Source organism: Kitasatospora sp. NPDC023120 (assembly GCF_055560835.1).
This window is the reverse complement of the sequence record NZ_JBVHHY010000004.1, coordinates 146,712-168,727: the sequence shown is the minus strand read 5'-3', so window position 1 is coordinate 168,727 and position 22,016 is coordinate 146,712. Positions and strand designations below refer to the sequence as shown.

20 protein-coding genes are annotated in these 22,016 nt (G+C 74.2%); 10 read left to right on the top strand and 10 right to left on the bottom strand.

From position 1 onward, the window contains the following. The first annotated feature begins 37 nt into the window (after window positions 1-37). The 3 genes from ACZ3TI_RS07660 to tpx all read left to right on the top strand — a co-directional run bounded on the left by ACZ3TI_RS07660 (window position 38) and on the right by tpx (window position 2,305). Window positions 38-1,024 (top strand): oxidoreductase, encoded by a 987-nt coding sequence (locus tag ACZ3TI_RS07660; RefSeq protein ID WP_465724488.1) that lies wholly within the window; start codon window positions 38-40, stop codon window positions 1,022-1,024. A gap of 88 nt (window positions 1,025-1,112) precedes the next feature. Then, entirely contained in the window at window positions 1,113-1,622 is a 510-nt protein-coding gene (locus tag ACZ3TI_RS07655; protein ID WP_465724486.1) for a GNAT family N-acetyltransferase, read from the top strand. A gap of 182 nt (window positions 1,623-1,804) precedes the next feature. Further along, complete coding sequence (gene tpx / locus ACZ3TI_RS07650) at window positions 1,805-2,305, top strand: thiol peroxidase (protein WP_465724484.1); 501 nt, start codon at window positions 1,805-1,807, stop codon at window positions 2,303-2,305. Between the two features lie 139 nt (window positions 2,306-2,444). Here tpx and ACZ3TI_RS07645 read toward each other — a convergent pair whose 3' ends face one another. The 3 genes from ACZ3TI_RS07645 to ACZ3TI_RS07635 all read right to left on the bottom strand — a co-directional run bounded on the left by ACZ3TI_RS07645 (window position 2,445) and on the right by ACZ3TI_RS07635 (window position 5,403). Then, window positions 2,445-3,602 (bottom strand): GDSL-type esterase/lipase family protein, encoded by a 1,158-nt coding sequence (locus ACZ3TI_RS07645; protein WP_465724482.1) that lies wholly within the window; start codon window positions 3,600-3,602, stop codon window positions 2,445-2,447. A gap of 56 nt (window positions 3,603-3,658) precedes the next feature. Further along, window positions 3,659-4,237 carry a TetR/AcrR family transcriptional regulator gene (locus ACZ3TI_RS07640; protein WP_465724480.1) on the bottom strand — a complete coding sequence of 193 codons (579 nt, stop codon included), beginning with the start codon at window positions 4,235-4,237 and terminating at the stop codon, window positions 3,659-3,661. Between the two features lie 158 nt (window positions 4,238-4,395). After that, window positions 4,396-5,403, bottom strand: coding sequence for an AraC family transcriptional regulator (locus ACZ3TI_RS07635; RefSeq protein WP_465724478.1), 1,008 nt, complete (start codon window positions 5,401-5,403; stop codon window positions 4,396-4,398). Window positions 5,404-5,504: 101 nt separating this feature from the next. Here ACZ3TI_RS07635 and ACZ3TI_RS07630 point away from each other — a divergent pair, with 101 nt between their 5' ends. Beyond that, window positions 5,505-5,999, top strand: coding sequence for an anthrone oxygenase family protein (locus ACZ3TI_RS07630; RefSeq protein ID WP_465724476.1), 495 nt, complete (start codon window positions 5,505-5,507; stop codon window positions 5,997-5,999). 45 nt (window positions 6,000-6,044) lie between these two features. Here the strand turns inward: ACZ3TI_RS07630 and ACZ3TI_RS07625 are convergent, their stop codons facing one another. Together ACZ3TI_RS07625 and ACZ3TI_RS07620 are read right to left on the bottom strand one after the other, a co-directional pair. Further along, window positions 6,045-6,740: a polysaccharide deacetylase family protein gene (locus tag ACZ3TI_RS07625; protein ID WP_465724474.1), complete on the bottom strand. Its 696-nt coding sequence runs from the start codon at window positions 6,738-6,740 to the stop codon at window positions 6,045-6,047. A gap of 304 nt (window positions 6,741-7,044) precedes the next feature. Further along, complete coding sequence (locus ACZ3TI_RS07620; protein ID WP_465724472.1) at window positions 7,045-7,650, bottom strand: anthrone oxygenase family protein; 606 nt, start codon at window positions 7,648-7,650, stop codon at window positions 7,045-7,047. 372 nt (window positions 7,651-8,022) lie between these two features. Between ACZ3TI_RS07620 and ACZ3TI_RS07615 the strand changes: the two genes are divergently transcribed. The 3 genes from ACZ3TI_RS07615 (at window position 8,023) to ACZ3TI_RS07605 (ending at window position 12,002) form a co-directional block, all read left to right on the top strand. Further along, the gene (locus ACZ3TI_RS07615; protein WP_465724470.1) at window positions 8,023-9,363 is read left to right on the top strand and encodes a hypothetical protein; all 1,341 of its coding nucleotides are present in this window, start codon (window positions 8,023-8,025) and stop codon (window positions 9,361-9,363) included. Window positions 9,364-9,444: 81 nt separating this feature from the next. Then, a complete protein-coding gene (locus ACZ3TI_RS07610; protein ID WP_465724903.1) occupies window positions 9,445-10,743 on the top strand; it encodes an AAA family ATPase in 1,299 nt (432 codons plus the stop codon). 29 nt (window positions 10,744-10,772) lie between these two features. Then, window positions 10,773-12,002 carry a vWA domain-containing protein gene (locus ACZ3TI_RS07605; RefSeq protein WP_465724468.1) on the top strand — a complete coding sequence of 410 codons (1,230 nt, stop codon included), beginning with the start codon at window positions 10,773-10,775 and terminating at the stop codon, window positions 12,000-12,002. Window positions 12,003-12,027: 25 nt separating this feature from the next. Here the strand turns inward: ACZ3TI_RS07605 and ACZ3TI_RS07600 are convergent, their stop codons facing one another. Next, window positions 12,028-13,737, bottom strand: a complete 1,710-nt coding sequence (locus tag ACZ3TI_RS07600) for a hypothetical protein (RefSeq protein ID WP_465724467.1) — start codon at window positions 13,735-13,737, stop codon at window positions 12,028-12,030. Window positions 13,738-14,226: 489 nt separating this feature from the next. On the opposite strand from ACZ3TI_RS07600, the gene ACZ3TI_RS07595 reads away from it, so the two are divergent. Further along, window positions 14,227-15,177: a molybdopterin-dependent oxidoreductase gene (locus ACZ3TI_RS07595; RefSeq protein WP_465724465.1), complete on the top strand. Its 951-nt coding sequence runs from the start codon at window positions 14,227-14,229 to the stop codon at window positions 15,175-15,177. A gap of 101 nt (window positions 15,178-15,278) precedes the next feature. On the opposite strand, the gene ACZ3TI_RS07590 is transcribed toward ACZ3TI_RS07595, so the two are convergent. Next, a complete protein-coding gene (locus tag ACZ3TI_RS07590) occupies window positions 15,279-16,328 on the bottom strand; it encodes a GlxA family transcriptional regulator (RefSeq protein WP_465724462.1) in 1,050 nt (349 codons plus the stop codon). Between the two features lie 124 nt (window positions 16,329-16,452). Between ACZ3TI_RS07590 and ACZ3TI_RS07585 the strand changes: the two genes are divergently transcribed. Then, on the top strand, window positions 16,453-17,376 hold the full coding sequence (locus ACZ3TI_RS07585) for an NADP-dependent oxidoreductase (protein ID WP_465724460.1): 924 nt from the start codon (window positions 16,453-16,455) through the stop codon (window positions 17,374-17,376). Between the two features lie 319 nt (window positions 17,377-17,695). On the opposite strand, the gene ACZ3TI_RS07580 is transcribed toward ACZ3TI_RS07585, so the two are convergent. Next, window positions 17,696-18,169, bottom strand: a complete 474-nt coding sequence (locus tag ACZ3TI_RS07580) for a diadenosine tetraphosphate hydrolase (protein WP_465724458.1) — start codon at window positions 18,167-18,169, stop codon at window positions 17,696-17,698. A gap of 169 nt (window positions 18,170-18,338) precedes the next feature. Between ACZ3TI_RS07580 and ACZ3TI_RS07575 the strand changes: the two genes are divergently transcribed. Beyond that, window positions 18,339-20,183, top strand: a complete 1,845-nt coding sequence (locus tag ACZ3TI_RS07575) for an outer membrane protein assembly factor BamB family protein (protein ID WP_465724456.1) — start codon at window positions 18,339-18,341, stop codon at window positions 20,181-20,183. A gap of 66 nt (window positions 20,184-20,249) precedes the next feature. Here the strand turns inward: ACZ3TI_RS07575 and ACZ3TI_RS07570 are convergent, their stop codons facing one another. Both ACZ3TI_RS07570 and ACZ3TI_RS07565 read right to left on the bottom strand, forming a co-directional pair. Continuing rightward, a complete protein-coding gene (locus tag ACZ3TI_RS07570) occupies window positions 20,250-21,578 on the bottom strand; it encodes an RNA polymerase sigma factor (protein ID WP_465724454.1) in 1,329 nt (442 codons plus the stop codon). Further along, entirely contained in the window at window positions 21,551-21,970 is a 420-nt protein-coding gene (locus ACZ3TI_RS07565) for a YciI family protein (protein WP_465724452.1), read from the bottom strand. The genes ACZ3TI_RS07570 and ACZ3TI_RS07565 overlap by 28 nt, the downstream gene beginning before the upstream one ends. Window positions 21,971-22,016: the final 46 nt, after the last annotated feature.

The window sequence follows — 22,016 nt, the reverse complement described above, 5'->3', positions numbered from 1 at the left end:
CTTGACACTTGGTGACACGAGGGGCACCGTGAGCCGTATGAGTCGAAGCAACTGGACCGCCGACCACATCCCCGACCAGGACGGCCGGGTCATCGTCATCACCGGAGCCACCGGCGGACTGGGCCTGGCCACCGCCCACGCCCTCGCCCGCAAACGCGCCCACCTCGTCCTCGCCGTACGCGACGAGGCCAAAGGCCGCCGCGCCGCAGCCGACCTCGCCGCCCGCCACCCCGACGCCCCGCCCCCGCACGTCCACCGCCTCGACCTCACCGACCCCGCCTCCGTCCGCGCCTTCGCCGCCCACCTGCGCACCCACGGCCCCCGCCCCGACGTCCTCGTCAACAACGCCGGCGTCCTCGCACCCCCGCGGACCCTCACCCCCCGCGGCCACGAACTCCAGCTCGCCTCCAACCACCTCGGCCACTTCGCCCTCACCGCCCACCTGCTCGACCTCCTCGCCCGGGGCCGCGACCCCCGGGTCGTCACCGTCACCTCCGCCAACCACCGCCGCGCCCGCATCCACTTCGACGACCCCGCCGCCGAACGCGCCTACTCCGCCATGGACCGCTACAACCAGTCCAAACTCGCCAACGCCCTCTTCGGCCACGAACTCCACCGCCGCCTCACCCACGCCGGCAGCCCGGTGCGCAGCGTCCTCGCCCACCCCGGCTACACCGCCACCACCCTGCAGACCGCCACCCCCGTCCCCGCCGTACGGCTCCTCTACGGCCGCCTCCTGCGCCCCCTCGCCCAGACCCCCGAACAGGGCGCCCTGCCCCAGCTCTACGCGGCCGCCTCGCCCCACGCCCACGCCGGCCACCTCTACGGCCCCGACGGCGTCGCCGAACTGCGCGGCAACCCCACCCGAGTCCCCCTCGCCCCCCGCGCCACCGACCTCACCACCGCCACCCGCCTGTGGGACCTCTCCGAACACCTCACCGGCGTCCGGTTCCCCCTCCCCCGACCGGCCACCGCCCCGGACACGGACACGGGCACGGGCACGGACACGGGCACGGGCACGTAACCGGGCCCGCCCGAACGAGGAACACGAGCCCGCACGCAGACCCGGATTCCGGGTGCACGAGACCGGCTCGGGCTGCTACGACAGCGGTATGGACGACCTCGTGACGCACCGCCTCATCCTGCGACCCCTCGACCCCGCGCTCGCCCGGCGCATCGCAGCAGCCGCACCCGGAGACGACGACCGCTGGGAGGACGGCTACCCCACGGACGCCGACACCGCCGGTGCCCGCCGCTTCCTGGAGGTGTACGCACAGACCGGCACAACCGGTCCGTTCGGTGCCTACGAGATCCGCCGCCGCACCGACGGCCACGCGATCGGCGGCGCCGGATTCCACGGCCCCGCCGACCCGCACGGCATCGTCACCATCGGCTACGGCCTGATCCCCTCGGTCCGCGGCCACGGCTACGCGGCCGAAGCCCTGCGCGCCCTGCTCACCCTGGCCCGCGACCTCGGCGCCACCCGCGTCCGCGGCGACACCCACCTCGCCAACACCGCCTCCCGGCACGTCATGACCGCCGGCGGCATGCACCTCACCCACCAGGACGCCCACCTCGCGTACTACGAAACCACCTGGCACACCGCCACACCCACCCCCTGACCCACCACCACGCCGCCCTGGACCACGCCCCCGAACAGGGACACTCGACCGCGCCCGGCACCGGAGCCCCCACCGCACGGGGCAGCGCTGTCCAGCCCGTGGTCGGCGGGCTGGCACCGGCAGGGGCGGGCAGTAGGATCGGCGGCGTTGCACACCCGTACACCACTGGTAGGAGGCACTCCATGGCTCAGGTCACGCTGAAGGGGAACCCGATTGAGGTCGGCGGCTCGCTGCCCGCCACCGGCAGCCAGGCGCCCGCGTTCAACCTCGTCGGCGCCGGACTCGCCGACACCACGCTCGATGACTTCGCCGGGGCCCGCAAGGTCCTCAACATCTTCCCCAGCATCGACACCCCCACCTGCGCGACCTCGGTCCGCACCTTCAACACCCAGGCGGCCGCACTCGACAACACCGTCGTCCTGTGCATCTCCGCCGACCTGCCCTTCGCCCAGGCCCGCTTCTGCGGCGCCGAGGGCATCGACAACGTCAAGACCCTCTCCACCCTCCGTGGAAGCGACTTCCACCACACCTACGGCGTCGCCATCAACACCGGTCCCCTGACCGGCCTCACCGCGCGCGCCGTCATCGTCCTCGACGAGAACAACACCGTCCTGCACACCGAGCTCGTCCCCGAGATCGCCGACGAGCCCGACTACAACGCCGCGCTCGCCGCCCTCAACTGACCCGCAGTTCAGAGGGTTGATACACAGTTCGACGGTGGTGGTGCACCGCTTCGGTGCCTCGCTGTCGAGCGCCCGACCGCACAGTGGTCGGGCTCACCGGCCGGGGCCCCTTCGACGGGCCCCGGCCGGCTGCGCATGGTCAGGGCGCCAGCGGACCGCCCGGGGCGAGGGCCAGGTCGGTGAAGCGCTCGGCGATGAGGCGGTGGGCCTGCGGGGAGGGGTGGAGCCCGTCGGGGAGGGGGTGGGTGTCGTGCTCGGACGGGCCGTAGAGGGAGAGGCCGTCCAGGTAGTGCAGGGCGGGGTCGCCCTCGGCGCGGCGTTGGGCGACGATGCCGGACAGTTGCTCGCGGACGGCCGTGAGGGTGAGGCGGCCGGCGGCCCGTTCGGCCGGGTCGCCGGTGGCCCGAAAACGCAGGGTGCCGGTGCTGAAGTCGGGGGCGAGCGGGCCGGGGGTGTCCTCGTGGATCGGGCACAGCAGCGGGGAGACGACGAGCAGCGGCACGGTCGGGTGGCCCTCGCGGACCGTGTCCAGGAAGCCGTGCACCGCCGGGGCGAGGGCGCGCAGCCGCATCGCGTCGGTGTTCACGAGGTTGATGCCGAGCTTGAGGCTGATCAGGTCGGCGGGGGTGTCGCGGATCGCCCGCGCGGTGAAGGGATCGAGCAGGGCGCCGCCGCCGAAGCCCAGGTTCACCAGGTCGAGTCCGGCGCCGGCCGCCACCAGCGCGGGCCAAGTGCCGGTCGGGTGGGCCGCGTTGGAGCCGTGGCTGATCGAACTGCCGTGGTGCACCCAGCGCTTGCGCGCACCCGATGGAACGGCCTGCAGCGGTGCGTCCGTCTCCAGGGCGACCAGCTCGGTGGTCTCGGTGTGCGGGAGCCAGATCTCGACGGTCTTGTCCCGCGCGGGCAGGCCGGTGAACTGCGCGCTGCCGCACGGGCCTTCGACGAGCTCGAAGCGCCCGGTGGCGAGGTCGACGGTGCGCAGGTGGCCGCCGGGCACGGACGCCTGGGCCGCCAGGACGCCGTCCACGAGCAGGTCGTAGACCCCATCCGGGACGTCCGGCACACCCGGGTAGGCGCGCTTGGTGGGGACCGCGTGCAGGGTGACCGCGGTGGCGCGGGTGCGGAAGACCAGGCGCACGCCGGACGGCTGGGACTCGGCCATCGCGAGCTGCTCGTCGGGTATCTGCCGGCGGGCGCGGGCGGGCAGCCGGTGCGGCAGCAGGCCGCGGCGGGTGCGCTCGACGTCCAGGTGGCCGTGCAGGAGGTCTTCGGTGACGGGGGTGGAGATCGTGGTCATGACGCTTCTTCGGGTCGTCGCACGGGGAGGAGAATTGTCCTACTCCGTACGGGAGTTCAGGTGGTGGTACGCGCTCCGCCCGCGCGCAGCAGGGTGTCCAGGGAGTCGATGATCCAGTCCCAGGACTGCCGTGGGTCGACGGCGGTGTGGCTGAAGCCCCCGGCCGTCTCGAGGCTGATGTAGCCGTGGAAGACGCTGCCGAGCATGCGGACCGCGTGGGTCTGCTCGGGCTCGGTGAGGTCATAGCCGCGCAGGATCGCCCTGGCCATCTGGGCGTGCCGGACGCCCGCGCTGGCGGTGGCCGTCTCGGCGTCCAGGCGCAGGCGGGTGGCGTCGTAGCGGCCGGGGTGGCGGAGCGCGTAGTCGCGGTAGGCGTCGGCGAAGGCGCCGAGCGCGTCGCGGCCCGCACGCCCGGCGAGGGCGTCGGCGACGAGGTCGGCGAGCTCCTCGAGGGCGTACAGGGCGATCCGGGTCCTGAGGTCCTGGGAGCTCTTGACGTGGGAGTACAGGCTGGCGGTCTGGACACCCAGACGCCGGGCCAGTGCGGCCGCGGTGACCTGCTCGAACCCGACCTCGTCGGCGAGTTCGGCGCCCGCGACGACCACGCGGTCGACGGTCAGCCCTGCCCGTGCCATGTGCTTCCTCCCATGCCGCTGCCGCAGCGCCGGTGCACTACGGCCGGCGCGCCACAGACCGGTGCGCCGCAGCCGGCGCGCTACAGCCAGTATGGGATCACCTAAATGGTTTAGGCAAACGGGAAAACACTATCGGCGCTGGGCATCACTCGTCGGGCTCAGCCCGCCAGGATCACCGTCTGCGCCGGGTCCGGGAGGCCCACCGCCTGCGGCGGGGTGCCGGTGGCGACGAGGCGGCGGTGCTCCTGCGGGCTGACGCCGCGCACCCGCTTGAAGGCCGCCGAGAGGGCGAAGGCATTGCTGTAGCCGACCTTGCGGGCGGCGTGCGCGATGGTGCACTCGGGCTCGCGCAGCAGGTCCGCGGCGACGGCCAGGCGCCAGCCCGCGAGGTACGCCATCGGCGGCTCGCCGACCAGGGCGGTGAAGCGGCGGGCCAGCCCGGCCCGGGAGACGCCGACCCGCCGGGCCAGTTCGGCGACCGTCCAGCCGGTGGCCGGGTCGTCGTGCATCAACCGCAGGACCGGGCCGACCACCGGGTCGTGCTGGGCGCGGTACCAGGCGGGGGCACCGGAGTCGGGGGCGGCGAGCCAGGAACGCAGGACCGAGACCACCAGCAGGTCGAGGATGCGGTCCAGGACGAGCTCCTGACCGGGCTCGTCGCGCCCCATCTCGGCCGCCAGCAGGTGCACCAGGGTGTCGTCGGCGCCGGTGCCGGCCGGGCGGACCAGCAGGGAGGGCAGGCAGGCGAGCAGGCGCCGGCCGATCTCGTGCTCGCCCTGGTAGGTGCCGGAGAGGATCACCGAGGCGCCCTGGTCGCCCTCGCGGCCCCGCCCCCAGGTCCGCACGCCGAGCGACATCGCCTCGGAGACGTCCGCCCCGCCCTTCGTGCAGACCTGCCCCGGGCCGACGACCACGTCCACCGGTGTGTCCGGGTCGTCCGCGACGGTGTACGGCTCCGGGCCGCGCACGATCGCCACGTCCCCGGGGTGCAGCAGCAGTGGCGTGCCCCGCTCGGGCAGGATCCACGCGTCGCCGCGGACCGTCGTCACCACCGCGAGCGGAGCCCCGTCCTCGATCCGCAGCGACCACGGCGGGGTGAGGATCGACCGCAGCAGGAACGCACCGCGGGCCTTGGGGCCGTCGAGGAGCCCCGTCAGAGTGTCCATGATAGCAAGCGTAGAGGAATGGACATGGTTTGACGTCCAGTCATTTGAGAGGCTCTTGGGGAATCGCGGAACCGACAGCGAGAAGTGAGGGGCTCACGACGATGGAAACGGCACGCACGCTCGTCCTGGTGGCGGCCACCGTCACCTGCGGACTGACCGCCGGACTGTTCTACGCCTACGCCTGCTCGGTCATGCCCGCGCTCGCGAGGGTCGACGACCGAGCCTTCATCGAGGTCATGCAGCGCGTCAACGTGGCGATCCTGAACGGCTGGTTCTTCCTCGGCTTCGTCGGCGCGTTCCTGACCACAGCGGCCGCGGTCGCCCTGCACCTGCCCTCGGACGGGCACCGCGTGCTGCCCACGACCGTCGCCGCGCTGGCGCTGTACGTCGCGATGATCGGGATCACCCGCTGGGTCAACATCCCGCTGAACGACGAACTCGCCGCCGCCGGGCCGCCGCCGCGGATCGCCGATCCGGCGGGCGTGCGCGGCCGCTTCGAAACCCGCTGGGTGCGCTTCAACGTACTGCGCGCCCTGCTCTGCACGGCCGCCCTGGGCTTCCTCGTCTGGGCGCTCGTCCTCAACGGGCAGAGCTGACCGGGGCGTTCGGAGACCGTTCCGCCGACGCCGGCCGGGGCGGGCTCAACCGCAGAGGGTGGCGAAGCCGTACCCGCGCGCCTTCAGGGTGGAGATGATCGCCGGCAGCGCGGCCACCGTCTGGCTGCGGTCGCCCCCGCCGTCGTGCAGCAGGATCACCGAGCCCGGGCGGACGTTGTTCAGGACCCGCGAGCGGATGGCGGCCGTCCCCGGACGCGACCAGTCCGCCGGGTCCACCGACCAGAGCACGACCTGCTTGCCGAGCGCCGCCGCGCGCGAGCGCACCGTGGCGTTGACCGCACCGTACGGCGGGCGCAGGCAGGTCGGGGTGCGGCCGGTCTGGGCACGGATCACCCGATCCGTGTTGCCCACCTGGGAGTCGAGCGCCGAGCCGGAGAGCTTGCGCAGGTCCGGGTGGGACCACGAGTGGTTCTGCACGCTGTGGCCCTGCTTGGCGACCTGCGCGGTGAGCGAGGGGTGAGCCGCGACGTTCTGCCCGATCTCGAAGAAGGTCGCGCGCACCCCGTAGCGGGCGAGGGTCGCGAGGACCTTGGGCGTGTAGGCCGGGCTCGGGCCGTCGTCGAAGGTCAGGTAGACGACCTTGCCGCCCCTGCCGTCGGCCGCCTCCGCGGGTGCGGCGGGCAGGGTGACCGCCGTGCCCGCGGCCAAGGCGACGGCGAGCGTGCCGATCGCGGTCCGGAGCCCTCCAACTGTCCTGCGCCTGACGGGTCGTACGGACATGCCTGCCCCCTGCGGTCGGAACACCGGTGCCACCGGCCAGTCTGCTCCGACAACCCGGCCCCCGCGACCCGCCGGAGGGCGGAAGCGGACGGATCCGGCCAGCCGCCCGGCGGGTTGACCGGGCACGCCGAAGCGCCCCCGACGGGATCGGTCGGGGGCGCCACGTTCGGTGCCTTGCAGATCAGTTCAGCGTCTCGGCGGCGGTTCGTTCGGCGTCCCGGGCGCGGTTCGTTCGGCGTCTCGGCCGCGGTTCGTTCGGCGTCCCGGGCGGCGTCCCGGGCGGCGGCTCGGGCCGCCGGTTCGGTCAGCGCCCGGAGCGTCCGTGCAGCACCAGGGAACGGGTCAGCGCCAGCAGACCACCCGTACACAGCGCGGTGCGCAGCATGTTGACCGGCACCCAGGTGTCGGCGAACTTCGCCCGCACAGCGGCGAAGTCGGTGATCTGCGACGGGTCACCGGCCGCCGCCAGCTGGTTGTTGAGCGGGATGTTCACGCTCATCGTCACCAGCAGCGCCACCACGTACAGCGCCGTCGCCACCGCCGCCCACAGCGCCGCCTGCCGACGACCCGACTTGTGCTGCAGCCAGGCCGCGATGCCCGTCGCGACGAAAGCTCCGACGAAGACCAGGCCGAACATGCCGTTCTGGATCGCCGTGTTGATGTGCTGCATCGCCGTCACGTACGTCCGGTCGTCGCCCGCCGCCAGACCCGGCATCACCGACACGTCGAAGGCGAAGAAGAGCCCTGCCATCAGCCCCATCGCGACGGTGGCGCCCACCAGGAGCGGCCCGGCGGCCTTGCTGCGCGTGGCGGGCACGGCGGAGGGCGAGGCCGAGCCGTCCGGCGTGAGGCCGGTGAAGGTCTGGGGAGCGGTGGCGGAAGCAGGGGTCGCGGTCCGGTTCGAGCGCATGGGTGATCGTGATCCTTCGGGTCTCCCCGGTCCCGAAACTCCGGGCCGGTCAGGGGGCTTGGGGCTGGTCGCGGGGGCTTGGCCGTCGGACGCGCTCCGGATCCCGACCCTTCGCGTCCGTCCTCGTGTCCACCAGTCAACGTCACCGCGGGCCGGCCGACCATGGCCTCCGCACTCAGCTCCATACGCGAGCGTCTACGACCTGCGCGGGCGTCTGCACCTGCGCGGGCATCACCCCCACGCGCGGGGCGTCCGCGGCCCTGGCCCGACGAAACGGTGTGGCAGCGGGCAGCAGCGGGCGCTATGCTCCCCGGCGATGACCACTCACGCTGATCACAGAATGGGGGTCCCGTCCGCGAAGAGTGAGTGCTGATGCTCACTTCCACCGCGAACGGGAACGACTCCCGCCTCTCCTTCTGGCGGCGCGTACGCGAGTACGCCGTGCCGCCCTCCATGATCGAGACCGCCACCGCCCGCCGTCTCGTCGGCGACTGGGCCGGGGCGTGTGCCGCCGCCAACGTCGAGGTCGACTTCCGCCTCGGGGACGTCGCACGCGTCCACGGCCGGGAGCTCGCCGACCGGCTGCGCGCCGATCTCCGGTGCCTCGCACCGGACTTGCTGCGCTGGCACCTGCCGCGATCCGCACCCGACGGGCTGCTGCGCCCCGGGCTCACCATGGCCCTGGCCCGCTATCCGGGTGAGCGACCGGTGCACCTGGTGGTCCGTACGCCTCCTGCCTGGGCGGAGTACGGCCAGCGGATCGCCCTGGCGCTCTGGGACGGGTCCGGCGGCGGCAGCGACAGCCGGTCACGGTCACCGCACCCGCGTCCGCGCCCCAGCCGCCGGTTCCGCTTCGACCTGCACCGGCACCTCTGGGACGCCGGGCGCAGCGGGGAGCTGGCCGAACGCGCCGGGTTCGACCCTTCAACGGCCCTACCGGACACCGGTGTCGGCGGTCCCACGATGCGCTGCGCCGCCGACCGGTGGGCCGCCGAGGCCGCGCTGCTGCTGCGTGCCGAGGGGCGCCCCGACGGACCGGTCATCGTGCGGCTCGGGCGTCGGCGGCGACTGCTCCTCGGGGCGGACGGGTCCGTGGCGGACGCCACCGGGGACACCTCGGCGCTGCCCCTGCTGCCGGATGCGGCGACCTGGCTGCCACCCGACCTCGGCCTACTGAGCCGTGGCGCGATCGAGCTGGACCGCCTGCACCCGCTGGTGGCCGGCGCGTTGGCGCCCGGGCACCTGGCCGGGACGGATCCGCGCGCTCTGCCCGAGTACCGGCGGTTGGTGCACTGCCGAGGGGCGAGGCACCGGATCGGCCTCGTCGACGGGGTACTCGCCCCGCTCGACCACGATCCGGCCGAGCTGCGCCGCGAGGCGCTGCTCACTGCCTTCTCGGGCACCCCGTTGCCCTGCCTGCAGGCCATCGACCTGGCGCACGTCCGTCCGGACGAACTGGACGGTGTCCGCGAGCGGTTGGACCACGGCGACACCGCCGGGGCGCTGGCCGTGGTCGAGGGCCTGCTCGGTCCCGAGGCGGTGCTTCGCCACGGCCTGTTGCGGGACGAGCTGGAGGCGGCCGCGCAGCGGCGGATCGCCTACGGCCTCTACCGGGCCGGCCTGACCCCCTCCGGTCCGCCCGCGCCTCCGTTCCGCCGGTGCCGGCCTCACCCGGGTTGCCCGCGCTCGCACCGCCGCGCCCTCCACCACTGATGCCGCAAGCGGCCACGTGCCGCTGAAAACCCCTCCGTACCAGACCACTTGAGGTGATCACCCATGCCCGGCACCATGACCATGCCCAGCACCATGCCCGCACCGGCACCGGCACCGGCACCGGCACCGGCACCTGCGCCCTGCCCCGCCGCCGAAGCCGCCCGGCTCGACGTCGCCCGCCGGCTGCTCGACCTGCTCGGGGACACCACCACCGAACCCCGCGCCGACACCCAGCTGGAGGCCCTCACCCTGGCCGTCGCCGCCGACCTGCCCGTCCTGCTCTGGGGCGAGCCCGGCATCGGCAAGACCGCCGCGCTCAACCAGCTCGCCGCAGCGCTGGAGCTGCCACTGACCACGGTGATCGCCAGCGTCCACGAGCCCTCCGACTTCTCCGGACTGCCCATCGTCGGCGACGATCCGGCGCAGCAGGGCGTTCCGATGGCCCCGCCGGACTGGGCGGTGCGGCTGGTCCGGGCCGGACGCGGACTGCTCTTCCTGGACGAGCTGTCCACCGCGCCGCCCGCCGTCCAGGCCGCGCTGCTCCGGCTGGTCCTGGAGCGCCGCATCGGCACGCTGCAACTCCCGCCCGGCGTAAGGATCGTGGCCGCCGCCAACCCGCGCTCGTCGGCGGCCGACGGCTGGGAGCTGAGCCCGCCGCTGGCCAACCGGTTCGTCCATCTGCAGTGGGTGCACGACCACGAGGTGGTGGTGCGGGGCCTCGGCGGGGTCTGGCCGGTGGCCACCCTGCCCCGCCTGGACCCGCAGGCGCTGCCGGAGGCCGTCGCGCTCGCCCGGCGCGCGGTGTGCGGGCTGCTGGCCGCCCGCCCGGAGCTGGTGCACCGCCTGCCCACCACCGAGACCCGGCGCGGCGGCGCCTGGCCGTCCCCGCGCAGCTGGGACATGGCGCTGCGGCTGATCGCCTTCGCCACCGCCGCCGGCTCCGCCCGGGAGGTGCTGTCGCTGCTGGTCCGGGGCACCGTCGGGGACGGCCCGGGGCTGGAGCTGATGGCGAGCATGGACCGGATGGACCTGCCCGACCCGGAGGACCTGCTCGCCGACCCGGCGGGCGCCGAGCTGCCCGAGCGCGGGGACCTGCGCCAGGCGGTGCTGGACGGGGTGGTCGCTGCCGTGCGCAACCGACCGTCCCGGCAGCGCTGGGACGCGGCCTGGGCGCTGCTGGCCCGGGCGCTGGAGACCGGCGCGCCGGACCTGCTGGTCGTCCCGGCCACCACGCTGGCCTCGCTGCGCCGGGAGGACTGGGACGTGCCGGAGTCCATCGAACGGCTCGCCCCGGCGCTGGCTCTCTCCCGTCGCGCCGACGACGCCGCCGCCCGTGCTGCCGAACTCGCCGCCCGGTCGGTTCGGCAGGTGGGCCGATGAGCAGCGCGGCCGTCGCGACAGGTGGGCCGATGAGCAGCGCGGCCGTCGCACTCGACCTCGAGAAGCTGTACGCGGCCCGGCTGCAGGCCGCCCGGGCCCGGCCGTACCTGGCGACCGCCCTGTTCGCGCTCCACCTGGTGGAGTCCCGGCAGGTGCCGACCATGGCGGTGGACCGGTACTGGCGCTGCTACGCCTCGCCGGTCTTCGTCGACCGCACCCCGGTGGAGGAGCTCGCCGGAGTCTGGGTCCACGAGGTCTCGCACCTGCTGCGCGACCACCACGGGCGCAGCGAGCGCATCGCCCGCGAACTCGGCCTGGAGGGGCCGGCCGCACAGCTGCGGACGAACATCGCCGCCGACTGCGAGATCAACGACGACGCGTACGGGGACGGCCTGCTCCGCCCCGCGGGGGCCCTGACGCCCGACAGCCTGCTGCTGCCGCAGGGGCTGCTGATGGAGGAGTACCTGCGCGGCTACCGGTTCCACCCGCGCAGCCTGGACGCGGCCTGGCTGGACTGCGGCAGCGGCGCCGACGGCACGGACCGCCCATGGGAGCTGGGCCCCGACGACGCCCACGGGCTGACCGCGCAGGAGCGCGACGCCGTCCGCTTCCGGGTCGCCGAGGGGATCCGGGGCCGCCCCGGCCACGCCCCGGCGGGCTGGCAGCGCTGGGCCGAGGAGGCCTTCCACCCGCCGCAGCCCTGGCGGCAGTTGCTGGGTGCGGCGATGCGCTCGGCGGTCTCCGGCCCCGGCGCGGGCGAGGACTACAGCTACGGCCGCCCGGCCCGCCGCTCGGCCGGGGTGCCGGGCGTGCTGCTGCCGAGCCTGCGGCGGCGGCCGCCGCGGGTCGCGGTGGTCATCGACACCTCCGGGTCGGTCTCGGACGACGAGCTGGGCAGTGCGCTGCTGGAGGTCGCGGCCATCGGCCGGGCGGTCGGCGGCCGCCGGGACCAGGTCCGCGTGGTCCCGTGCGACGCGGCCGCCCCGACCGTCCACTCCCTGTGCCGGACGGCGGGCATCCCCCTGCTCGGCGGCGGTGGCACGGACCTGCGCTCCGGCTTCCGTACCGCCCTGCGCTCCACCCCCCGACCGGACGTCCTGGTGGTCCTGACCGACGGCCAGACCCCTTGGCCCTCCGCCGCCCCGCCCTGCCGCACGGTCGTCGGCCTCTTCCCCCGCCCCAGCGGCTACGACGAGGACGACCCCGACTACCGGCCGGAGACCCCGCCGGAGTGGGCCCGGGTCGTCACCATCGGGTGAGCGGGCAGCCGGAGGCCGCTGCCCGTCAGGGGGAGGTGGGAGAGCCCGGAGAGCCGGGAGCCCCGGAGGAGGCTGGGGATCCGGGGACCCCGGAGGAGGCGGGAGATCCGGGGACCCCGGAGGAGGCCGACTTCGAGGCGCTGCCGGGAGCGGACGGCGAGGGCGAGGCGGGCTTCGGTGCGACCTGGAGGCCGGTGACGTGGCCGTCCGCGCTGAGGAAGTACTGGAGCGCGCCGTAGCCGGGCGTGACCAGGATCCCCTGGGTCATCTTGGGCAGCTGGCTGGACCGGGCGAGCTCGGCGCCGTTCTGGGCGTTGCGCCAGACGACCTGTTCGGTGGTGTACTTCTTGAGCCCCTGGAAGAACTTCACCGGGATGTCGGTTCCGATCAGGACGCGCTGGTCCTTGGGGCCGATCAGGGTCGTGAAGCTGAGTGTCGTCTGGTCCTGGGTCCAGGCCACGTTCAGAGCGCCGTTCGACAGGTCGATCCCGGCCAGCTTGCCCGCTCCCGCGTCCATCGCGTAGACGCGGTTGTTCTCGGGGTCGACCGAGACCATCGACGGGATGAAGCTGTTCTTGCTGCCGCTGTCGGCGAAGGGCTGGACGTTCGCCACCTTGGTCGAGTCGCTCTGGGAGACGGCGACGACGCTCATCGGGGTCGGGGTCGGCTTCCCGCCGTTGGTCAATGCGACGACGTAGTCGTTGATGACGGCCATGGCGGACGCGGCGGTCTGCCCGTCCTTGAGGTAGGGAACCGGCCCCCACGAGGGGTCGGGGGCGAAGGCGCTGTTCTGGTAGGTGTAGCGGTAGAGCTTGGTCGCTCCGGGCAGGTAGACATCCTGCGCGCCGTTGAACGCCGACGTGGTGATGCGGCCGCCCATCATCTCGGGCAGGGTGACCTGGGAGACCACCTGGAGGCTCTTCGGGTCGATCGCCACCATGATCGAGGGCGGCACGGCCGCCGGGTCTGGGCAGTTGAGGAAGGCGCTGAAACCCTGCTCCGTGCAACCGGGTTGGCGGTTGACGGTCTTGGCGACGATGGTCCCGTCGGTGAGCGCGTCGTAGCCGTTGTACGCGGTGTCGCGCGGAGCCGACTGTCCGGTGGGGAGCGTCGTCCGGGCGAGGACCTTGCCCGTCTGCGGGTCGATCCGGGCGATGTGGTAGCCGTAGATGACCACCAGGCTGCCGTCCGACAGGACGTTCAGGACACCGGGGTAGTCCCATTCGTCGGTCGCGTGGGTGTTGATGAGCACCTGGCGCCAGAGCTCGTTGTAGGTGCCGGGTTCCACCCGTGAGACGAAGGAGCCGGAGGCCCCCGGGTCGTCGCCGTAGCCGCCGCCGTAGACGTAGAGCTCGTCGGGGCCGCGGTCCACGATGTTGTACGGCGTCGCGTAGACCTCCTGCGAGCTGTAGGCGTAGACCTGGTTGTTCGACGGGGCGCCCTGGAAGTGCGCGCACGCGTACAGGTGCGTCCGGTTCGAGTCGTGGACCTCGAAGGCGGCGATGGTCGGGAACCACGGAGCGTTGCCCTCGGCGGCCGCGCAGGACTGTTCGTCGGCGACGAGGGCGGGGTTGCCGACCAGCGGTCCGCCCGCGGCCACCACGTCGGCCGGCGGGGAGCTCCCGTGCGAGTCGGCCGGGCGCGTTCCGGAGCCGGAGCTGGAGCAGGCGCAGAGCCCGAGGAGCAGGGCGACGACGACCGCCGTCAGCCGGAGAACGGGCATCCGGTGGGGCAAGGGGGCTCCTCGGGTCTGATCAACGGGTCGGCGTGCGGCTCGTCCGACAGCGGGCCGTGGAACACGGTCGCAGAGCGGTCACGGTCGGCCCGGCTGACACGCAGGGCGTCCGGCCCCCGCCGGCAGGCCGATCACCCACGCGGCCCTGCCGCCGTCGCAACCCGCCCCGGGGTGGGGCCCCAGGGCGATGGGCCCGGGCACGCGAACCCGTCGCCCTGCCGCCGCCCCGGCGGGCACCGCCCCGCCGGCTGCGCCGCGCACAGGCGCAGCCGGCCGTCAACTGCCGGGCAGGCTCCCCTCGGTGGGGCCACCGATGTCAGTGCCGTGGCCTACCGTGCAGGCTCCGCGATGCACGGGCACCGCGCCCGGACAGGAGGGAGGTCGAGGCCCAGCCCCGGCCCCTGCCCCGGGCCCGACCTGGAGCGATGTCAGTCGCTCCTTGTACTGTCGATCACACCTCATGGCGACTACCACACGGGGGCGTGACAGATGATCAGGACCGATCCGGAGACACCCGACCACTTCCTCACTCCGGTCGACGGCGTCTTCATCCGCAACCACCTCGGACCGCACCCGCGGCTCGACGCCGCGACCTGGTCGCTCACCGTCGAGGGCCTGGTGGAGCGGCCCCTGCGGCTGGACTTCCCCGCCGTCCTGGGCCTGCCGCAGACCCGCTTCACCGCCGTCCACGAGTGCTTCGGCAACCCGACGCGCCCCACCGAGCCGACCCGTGCCGTCGCCAACCTGGAATGGGCCGGTGTCCCGCTCGCCGCCGTGCTGGAGCTCGCCGGCCCGCGGCCGCAGGCCCGGCACGTCTGGCTGGAGGGCGCCGACCGGGGCGACTTCGCGGGAGAGAGCGGTCTGAACTACCTCAAGGACCTCCCCCTCGACCAGGCGATCTCCGAGGTCGTCCTCGCGCACACCATGAACGGCGAACCGCTGCGCCCCGACCACGGCTACCCGCTGCGGGCGGTGGCGCCCCGGATGTTCGGCACCAACTCGGTCAAGTGGCTGAGCCGGATCGTGCTGGCCGCCGACCGCCCCGACCACCTCTTCACCACCCGCCTCTACACCCGCGTCCTGCCCGGCGAGCACGAGATCCGGCCGGTCCGCGAGAAGGACGTCTGCAGCAAGCTGCTCACCCCGGGCGACGGGCGCACCGTCCCGGCCGGAAGCTGCGAACTGGCCGGCTACGCCTGGAGCTCCACCGAGGTGACGTCCGTCGAGATCGCCGTGGACGACGCCGACTGGCAGCCCGCCGCACTGGACCAGCGCGGCCCGGATCCGACCTGGCAGCGCTTCCGGCTCCGCCACGACCTCGCCCCGGGACCGCACCGCATCCGCTGCCGGGCCACTGACTCCGCCGGGCGCGTCCAGCCGCTCACCGGCGACCGCAACGCCGTCCACGAGATACGCGTCGTCGCCGAGACGGGCGTGTGACCGGCCGGGCGGCCTGATCAGCCTCGACGGACCGGGTCACCGCGCAACGCGGCCGGCCCGCCCCGCCCGCAGGTGAACCGACGCGGTGGGCCGACGCGGGATCAGCCGGCGGCGGACGCGGCGGCGGGCTCGTGCGGGCTGAAGGTTCGGCGGTAGGCGGCCGGGGAGACGCCGAAAGTCGACCTCATGTGCGCGCGCAGGGAGTTGGCGGAGCCGAAGCCGGCCCGGTGGGCGACCAGGTCGATCGACAGGTCGGTGGTCTCCAGCAACTGCTTGGCCAGTTCCAGGCGTTGTGCGGTGAGCCACCGCACCGGGGTCATCCCGGCCTCGTCGCGGAAGCGCCGGGTGAAGGAGCGCAGACTCATCCGGGCGTGCTCGGCGAGCCGGGTGAGGGGCAGTTCCTCGCCGAGGTGTTCCAGTGCCCAGGCGCGGGTGGCGGTGGTGCTCGCGACGGTGGGTTCGGGGACCGGCCGGTCGATGTACTGGGCCTGTCCGCCATCCCGCCAGGGCGGCACGACGCACATGCGGGCGGCTCGGTTGGCGACCGCGGCACCGTGGTCGCGGCGGATCACGTGCAAACACAGGTCGACGCCGGCGGCCACACCGGCGGAGGTGAGCACGTCCCCGTCGTCGACGAAGAGGACCTCCTCGTCGACCTTGACCGCCGGGTAGGCCCGGCGGAACTCCGGGGCCAGGTTCCAGTGCGTGGTGGCCGGCCGACCGTCGAGCAGCCCGGCCGCGGCGAGCACGTAGGAGCCGGAGCAGATGGACACCAGCCGGGTGCCGGGCCGGATGCCGGCGATCGCCGCGCCCACCTCGGGGGGCAGCGGCCCGCCGCGGCCCAGCTCGGGCATGGCGTGCGTGGGCGGGACGATCACGGTGTCCGCCGCGGCCAGCGCCTCGGGGCCGGCGGCCGGCTGCACGGTGAAGCCGGCGTCGCTGAGGACGGGGGCGCCGTCGGCGGTGCAGACGACGACCTCGTAGAGCGGGCGGCCCTCGGCGTCCAGCGCGCTGCCGAACACCCGGGAGGGGATCCCGAGCTCGAAGGGCGGGACGCCGGGCAGGGCCAACACGGCGATCCGGTGCCCCCCGGGCGGTGCTCCCGCCGTCCGCTCCCGCTCGTCCGCGCTTCCTGCCCTCGCCGTACCCATGGCCGGATCCTGTCACATAGTGGCCAGACGGCCAACACCGCGACGGACGGCCGTACCGGATCGTGGACTGCGTCGCCGGGACCCGGCGGCGAACGGAACGCAACGAAGAACGAGGCGGGACAGCATGCGAGCGGTGGTCGTGGAGCAGTGGGGCGGGCCGGAGAACCTGGTCGAGCGCGAGGTCGAGCGCCCCGAGCCGGGCTTGAACGAGGTCCTGGTGCGCGTGCACGCGGCCGGTGTGAACCCGGTGGACTGGAAGACCCGGGCCGGCGGCGCCTTCATCGAGTGGGGCGACGTACCGGCGGTCGGCTGGGACGTCTCCGGCACGGTCGAGGCCGTCGGCCCCGGCGTGGGGCTGTTCCGCCCCGGCGACGAGGTCTACGGAATGCCGCTGTTCCCGCGCCAGGCGGGCGGGTACGCCGAGTACGTGGTGGCACCGGCCCGCCACCTCGCCCCCAAGCCGGCGGGCCTGACCCACGTGGAGGCCGCGGCGCTGCCCCTGGCCGCACTCACCGCCTGGCAGGCCCTGGTGGACGCGGCGGACGTGCGCCCCGGGGAGCGGGTGCTGGTGCACGCGGCGGCGGGCGGGGTCGGCCACTTCGCGGTGCAGATCGCCAAGGCCCGCGGCGCGTACGTCATCGGCACCGCCAGCGCGGGCAAGCACGACCTGGTGCGGGAGCTGGGCGCGGACGAGGTGGTCGACTACCGGGCCGTGCGCTTCGAGGACGCCGTGTCCGACGTCGACGTGGTGCTGGACGGGCTCGGCGGCGAGACCGCGGAGCGCTCCCTGCGGGTGCTCCGGCCCGGCGGCCGGCTGATCACCCTGCCCGGGCCGGACGACGTGCCCGCCGCCCCGGACGGGGTACGGGCACTGTGGGTCCTGGTCGAGCCGGACCACCTGGGCCTGCGCGAGATCGCCGCACTGGTGGAGCGGGGCGCCCTGCGGCCCGTGGTGGACGCGGTCCTGCCGTTGTCGCAGGCCGCGAAGGCCCACGAGCTCGGCGAGCAGGGCCGAACCACCGGCAAGATCGTCCTGACGGTCGCCTGACGCCACGTCGCTCGATGCCCTGTCGCTCGACGCGCCGTCGCTCGACGCCGGGCGCGGCCCGCCGGGGACCCTCAGGTCCCCGGCGGCACTCGGATGACGCACGGTCAGGCAGTACCGAACTGGTGCCGCAGCCGGATCATCATGCGGCAGGTGGCGGGACTGCGGCGGATCACCTGCCGGATCTTCCACCGGCACCGCCACCGCCAGCACCCCACTCGTGGACCAGGTGGGGGGTGTCGAGCAGCGACGTCGCGCCATGACCCGCAGCCTCCGGCTCAACCGCACGGGCGGCGGCCACCGGACCACGCCCCGCGTCGGGTCACGGGCCCAGGCGGTCCAGCTCGTCCCCGATCGCCGCGCGCAGTGGGTCGTGCCGAGGGCCGAGGGCGAACTGCTCATCGGACCACCGATCCCGGGGGTAGAGCCACACCGGCCTGCCCACCAGGTCGGCCGGCTCCCACGCGAACCGCGGCCAGACGTGCGCATGCAGGAAGCCGTCCGTATTGCCGAGGATCTCCAGGTTGACCCGCCGGAAAGCCGGATCCAGGCGGCGGGACGCCCGCTCGACTGCCTCCCCGAGACGGTCCATGTCGGCGAGGAAGGCCAGCCGCTTGTCCCTGGGCAGGTCCGAGAGTCGCTCCACCCGGGGGTCGTCCGCCAGGAGCACCGAGTAGCCGGGCAGGAACTGCACATCGCCGATGACGGCGAACCCCGCCGTCAAACTCCGTAGCACCGTGGGGTTCTCGCCCCGCAGCGCGCTCCCGATCCGATCCGCCCGCCAGTCGTCACCCATGGCCGGAACCTACCCGCTCGCGAACCGCTCAGCCCTGGCAGGGTTTCGGCCGAGTCAGCGCCGCGAGGGGGTGACGCACGGGCAGCGCCGTGATTGCAGCCAGGACAATGTCGTGCTTCGTGTCCGCTCGACGCGGTACGGTTCGTGCACTCGCAACTGGAGGTGGGGCATGGGCCGTTGGGGAAGCGGGGCGGGTAACGCCGGACTGCGGCGGCGCCGGGAGGAGCGGCAGCGTCTGGCGGCCGAACAGGGCTGGGAGTTCCGTGAGGAGGCCCCGGAGCTGGTCGAGCGCTGGCGCGAGGCGGTGGTCACCGGCGGCGGTGACGCCGCGCCCCGCGCCCGGTTCGCCGCCACCGGCACGCTCGACGGCCACCGGGTCACCGTCTTCGATTGGGTCAGCGGTCGGCCCGACCCGGCCGTCTGCACCGTCCACCTGGTCGAACTCCCCTGCCCGCTCCCCCTGGTGGTCGTCTCCCGCCACCTGTTGGCCGTCGAGACCATGTTGCCGTTGCTGCGCCGTCGCGTCCGGGAGACGCCCGGGCGGTACCTGTACGAGAGCGGCGACGCCCAGTACGACGCCGTCCACCTCGTCGAGACCACCGACCCGGACCTCGCCGGGCGGCTGCTGACCCCCGCCGTCCGGGCGTACGGTGACGACCGCCGCTGGCTGGAGTGGCGGGTGGACGACCGCTGGCTCTGCCACGTCGGGCGCCCGATACCCACGGCACCGGGCGAAGAGCCCCTGTCGATCCTGCGCTCCCTGATCCAGCTCGTCGAACTCGCCGACCCTGACCTGTGGGGGGAGCACCGCCCCACGCGGACCCGCACCACCACCGCCCCTGCCGCCCCCGGTGCCGCCGAGGCGCCGGGCAACGGCAACGGCAACGGCAACGGCAACGAGTCCACGCTCGCCGGCCCGACCGCCATGCACCTCGGCGGCCCCGACCACACCGGCGTCTACCCCGAGGCCCCGGCGCCGGCCGGTTTCCGGCCCTGGAGCGTCCGCCTGCCCGACCTCCCCCGCGCGGCACCCACCGTCTGCGCCGGGACCCTGTACCAGACCGCCGACCGCTGCTGCTACGCCCTGGACGCGCTCACCGGCGAGCTGCGCTGGCGCCACCGGGCGCAGGACCGGCTGACCGGTACCCCCGCCGTCGCGGGCGACTCCGTCTACGTGATCGGCACGGACGGCGTGCTCCGCGCGCTGGACACCGCCGACGGCACGGAGCGCTGGAGCACCCGCGTCGGCGCCTCGTCCTCGCCCACCGTCGCCGACGGCGTGGTCTACACCGTGACCACGGCGGTGTTCTCGCTGCGCCGGACGGACTCCAGCCGGCTGGTCGCGACGGACGCGCGCACCGGCCGGAAGCGGTGGGAGCAGTACCTGCGGGACGGCTCCTGCTCCGAGGCCGCGGTGGCCGGGGGCATGGTCTACGTGACGGGCCTCAAGGGGCAGTTGGGCGCCTACCGGGCGGCGGACGGCGAGCGGGTCTGGTACGACGACAACGCCGAGCGGTACCTGGCCGCCTGCGCGCCGAGCGTCGCCGACGGCACCGTCTACATCGGCACCGGCGCGGGCCTGGTGCACGCCTTCGACGCGGTGACCGGCAAGCAGCGCTGGGGCGCCGAGGCGGGTGGCAGCGCGATCGACCACAGCCCGGCGATCGCGGACGACCTGCTCCTGATCGGCGACTTCCTCACCGGTGTCCACGCCCTGGACATCACCACCGGCATGCGTCGCTGGCACCTCGCCGGCCCGAACGGGGCCTCCTCCGTCACGGTCAGCGGCACCGACGCCTGGGTGGTCAGCTCGGCCCGCAACCGCGCGCTGCTGCGGATCGACCCCGCCACCGGCGCGGTGCGCTGGCGACGCGCCCTGGACGCCCCAGGCAGCACCCCGGTCTACGCGGGCGGCGTGGTGTACGTGACCACCGCCAAGGGCACTGTCCTGGCCCTCGACGCACTGACCGGCCGCCGCCCCGCCCTGCGGGACCGCAGGCGGCGGATCGCCTGACGGCCGGCGGGCGACAGGCGACGGCTCACGCCTGACGGCCGACTGGCCGTACCCCGCGTGCGGGCGTCACTCCAGGGCGGCCGCCTTGCGCAGCAGCACGGACCGCTCCCGGGTGTTGCGGCACAGGCGGGCGGCGAGTTCCAGCTCGACCCGGGCCTCGCCGGTGCGGCCGAGGCGCGCCAGCAGCTCGCCGCGCACGGTCGGGAGCAGGTGCGAGCCCGACAGACGGCCGGAGGCGACCAGGTCGTCGACCATGGAGAGCGCCTCCCTCGGCGCGCCCGCCATCGCGACGGCCACGGCCCGGTTGAGGTCGACGACCGGCGACGGGGCCACCCGGCCGAGCGCCTCGTACAGGAGCACGATGCGCTCCCAGTCGGTCTCCCCCGCCGAGGGCGCCGTCGCGTGGCAGGCGGCAATCGAGGCCTGCAGACCGTACGGTCCGAGGCCCCGCCCGAGGGTCGCGGCGCGGCCGAGCGCGGCCAGGCCCCGGTGGATCGCCGAGCGGTCCCACCGGCGCCGGTCCTGGTCCTCGAGGAGCACCGGCTCGCCGTCGGGCCCGGTGCGTGCCGGGAAGCGTGCGGCGGTGAGCTCGAACAGCGCGAGCTGGCCGTGCACCTCCGGCTCGGCGGGCAGCAGGGCGGCCAGCGTCCGGGCCAGCCGTACGGCCTCGTAGGCGAGGTCGGGGCGCAGCAGGTCGTCGCCGGTCGTCGCCGTGGAGCCCTCCGTGAAGATCACGTACAGGACGCTCAGGACGGCACCGAGCCGCGCGCGCCGGTCCTCGGGCGGCGGCAGCTCGAACGGCACGTGGGCGGCGGCGATCGTCTTCTTCGCCCGGGTGATCCGGGCCTGGACGGTCGGGATGGGCACGAGGAAGGCGCGGGCGATCTCCTCGCTGGACAGGCCGCCCACCACGCGCAGGGTGAGGGCCACCCGGGCCTCGGGCGGCAGCACGGGGTGGCAGGCGGTGAACATGAGCGCGAGGACGTCGTCGTCGACCCGGTCCGGGTCCCACGGGAGATCGTCGGGCCGCTCGGGCGCGGCCGCGCCGGAGCTGAGTTCGCCGTCGGCCAGTGGACCCGCGAGCACGGCGTACCGCTCGTCGAGCGCCGACCTGCGGCGGAAGGCGTCGATGGCCCGCCGCCGGGCCGTCGCCAGCAGCCAGCCCACCGGGCTGGCTGGTGCCCCGTCGCGCGACCAGGCGACCAGCGCTTCCGCCAGTGCCTCCTGCGCGACGTCCTCGGCGAGCGCGAAGTCCCCGGTGTAGCGGGCCAGCGCGCCGACGATCCGTGCGGACTCGATCCGCCAGACGGCCTCGACGGCCCGCCGCGCCGACTCGGCGACCGGCGGACCGTCGACGGCCTCGGGCGTCACAGCTGGCCGGTCCGCTCGCGCCACGCCCGCTCCTTGATGATCCACTCGTTGTCCTGCGGGAACTCCTCGATGCCGGGCACGCGGCGGACCTCGCACTTCGAGCCGGGGAACGCCGGGAGCCGCTTGGCCCACTCGACCGCTTCCTCCTTGGAGGCGACGTCGATCAGGTAGAAGCCGCCGAACAGCTCCTTCGTCTCACCGTACGGGCCGTCGGTGACCACCGGTGTCTCCCCGGCGAAGTCGACCACCACGCCCTGGGACGGATCGTCCAGCCCCTCGGCCGCGACGAGCACACCCGCCCGGATCAGCTCCTCGTTGAAGCGGCCCACCGTTTCGAGCATCTCCTCGAAGGGCGTCTCCATCGTCTTGGCGACGGACTCGTCCGTGCCTCGCATGATCAGCATGTACTTCGCCATGGCCGGTCTCCTTGCTCGGGGGTCGGCTCTCGACCCTCTCAGTCCC

Excerpts from the sequence above, each read along its gene's own strand:
- ACZ3TI_RS07660 (WP_465724488.1), top strand. The coding sequence starts at position 38 with ATGAGTCGAAGCAACTGGACCGCCGACCACATCCCCGACCAGGACGGC.
- ACZ3TI_RS07655 (WP_465724486.1), top strand. The coding sequence starts at position 1,113 with ATGGACGACCTCGTGACGCACCGCCTCATCCTGCGACCCCTCGACCCC.
- tpx (WP_465724484.1), top strand. The coding sequence starts at position 1,805 with ATGGCTCAGGTCACGCTGAAGGGGAACCCGATTGAGGTCGGCGGCTCG.
- ACZ3TI_RS07645 (WP_465724482.1), bottom strand. The coding sequence starts at position 3,602 with ATGACCACGATCTCCACCCCCGTCACCGAAGACCTCCTGCACGGCCAC.
- ACZ3TI_RS07640 (WP_465724480.1), bottom strand. The coding sequence starts at position 4,237 with ATGGCACGGGCAGGGCTGACCGTCGACCGCGTGGTCGTCGCGGGCGCC.
- ACZ3TI_RS07635 (WP_465724478.1), bottom strand. The coding sequence starts at position 5,403 with ATGGACACTCTGACGGGGCTCCTCGACGGCCCCAAGGCCCGCGGTGCG.
- ACZ3TI_RS07630 (WP_465724476.1), top strand. The coding sequence starts at position 5,505 with ATGGAAACGGCACGCACGCTCGTCCTGGTGGCGGCCACCGTCACCTGC.
- ACZ3TI_RS07625 (WP_465724474.1), bottom strand. The coding sequence starts at position 6,740 with ATGTCCGTACGACCCGTCAGGCGCAGGACAGTTGGAGGGCTCCGGACC.
- ACZ3TI_RS07620 (WP_465724472.1), bottom strand. The coding sequence starts at position 7,650 with ATGCGCTCGAACCGGACCGCGACCCCTGCTTCCGCCACCGCTCCCCAG.
- ACZ3TI_RS07615 (WP_465724470.1), top strand. The coding sequence starts at position 8,023 with ATGCTCACTTCCACCGCGAACGGGAACGACTCCCGCCTCTCCTTCTGG.
- ACZ3TI_RS07610 (WP_465724903.1), top strand. The coding sequence starts at position 9,445 with ATGCCCAGCACCATGCCCGCACCGGCACCGGCACCGGCACCGGCACCG.
- ACZ3TI_RS07605 (WP_465724468.1), top strand. The coding sequence starts at position 10,773 with ATGAGCAGCGCGGCCGTCGCACTCGACCTCGAGAAGCTGTACGCGGCC.
- ACZ3TI_RS07595 (WP_465724465.1), top strand. The coding sequence starts at position 14,227 with ATGATCAGGACCGATCCGGAGACACCCGACCACTTCCTCACTCCGGTC.
- ACZ3TI_RS07590 (WP_465724462.1), bottom strand. The coding sequence starts at position 16,328 with ATGGGTACGGCGAGGGCAGGAAGCGCGGACGAGCGGGAGCGGACGGCG.
- ACZ3TI_RS07585 (WP_465724460.1), top strand. The coding sequence starts at position 16,453 with ATGCGAGCGGTGGTCGTGGAGCAGTGGGGCGGGCCGGAGAACCTGGTC.
- ACZ3TI_RS07580 (WP_465724458.1), bottom strand. The coding sequence starts at position 18,169 with ATGGGTGACGACTGGCGGGCGGATCGGATCGGGAGCGCGCTGCGGGGC.
- ACZ3TI_RS07575 (WP_465724456.1), top strand. The coding sequence starts at position 18,339 with ATGGGCCGTTGGGGAAGCGGGGCGGGTAACGCCGGACTGCGGCGGCGC.
- ACZ3TI_RS07565 (WP_465724452.1), bottom strand. The coding sequence starts at position 21,970 with ATGGCGAAGTACATGCTGATCATGCGAGGCACGGACGAGTCCGTCGCC.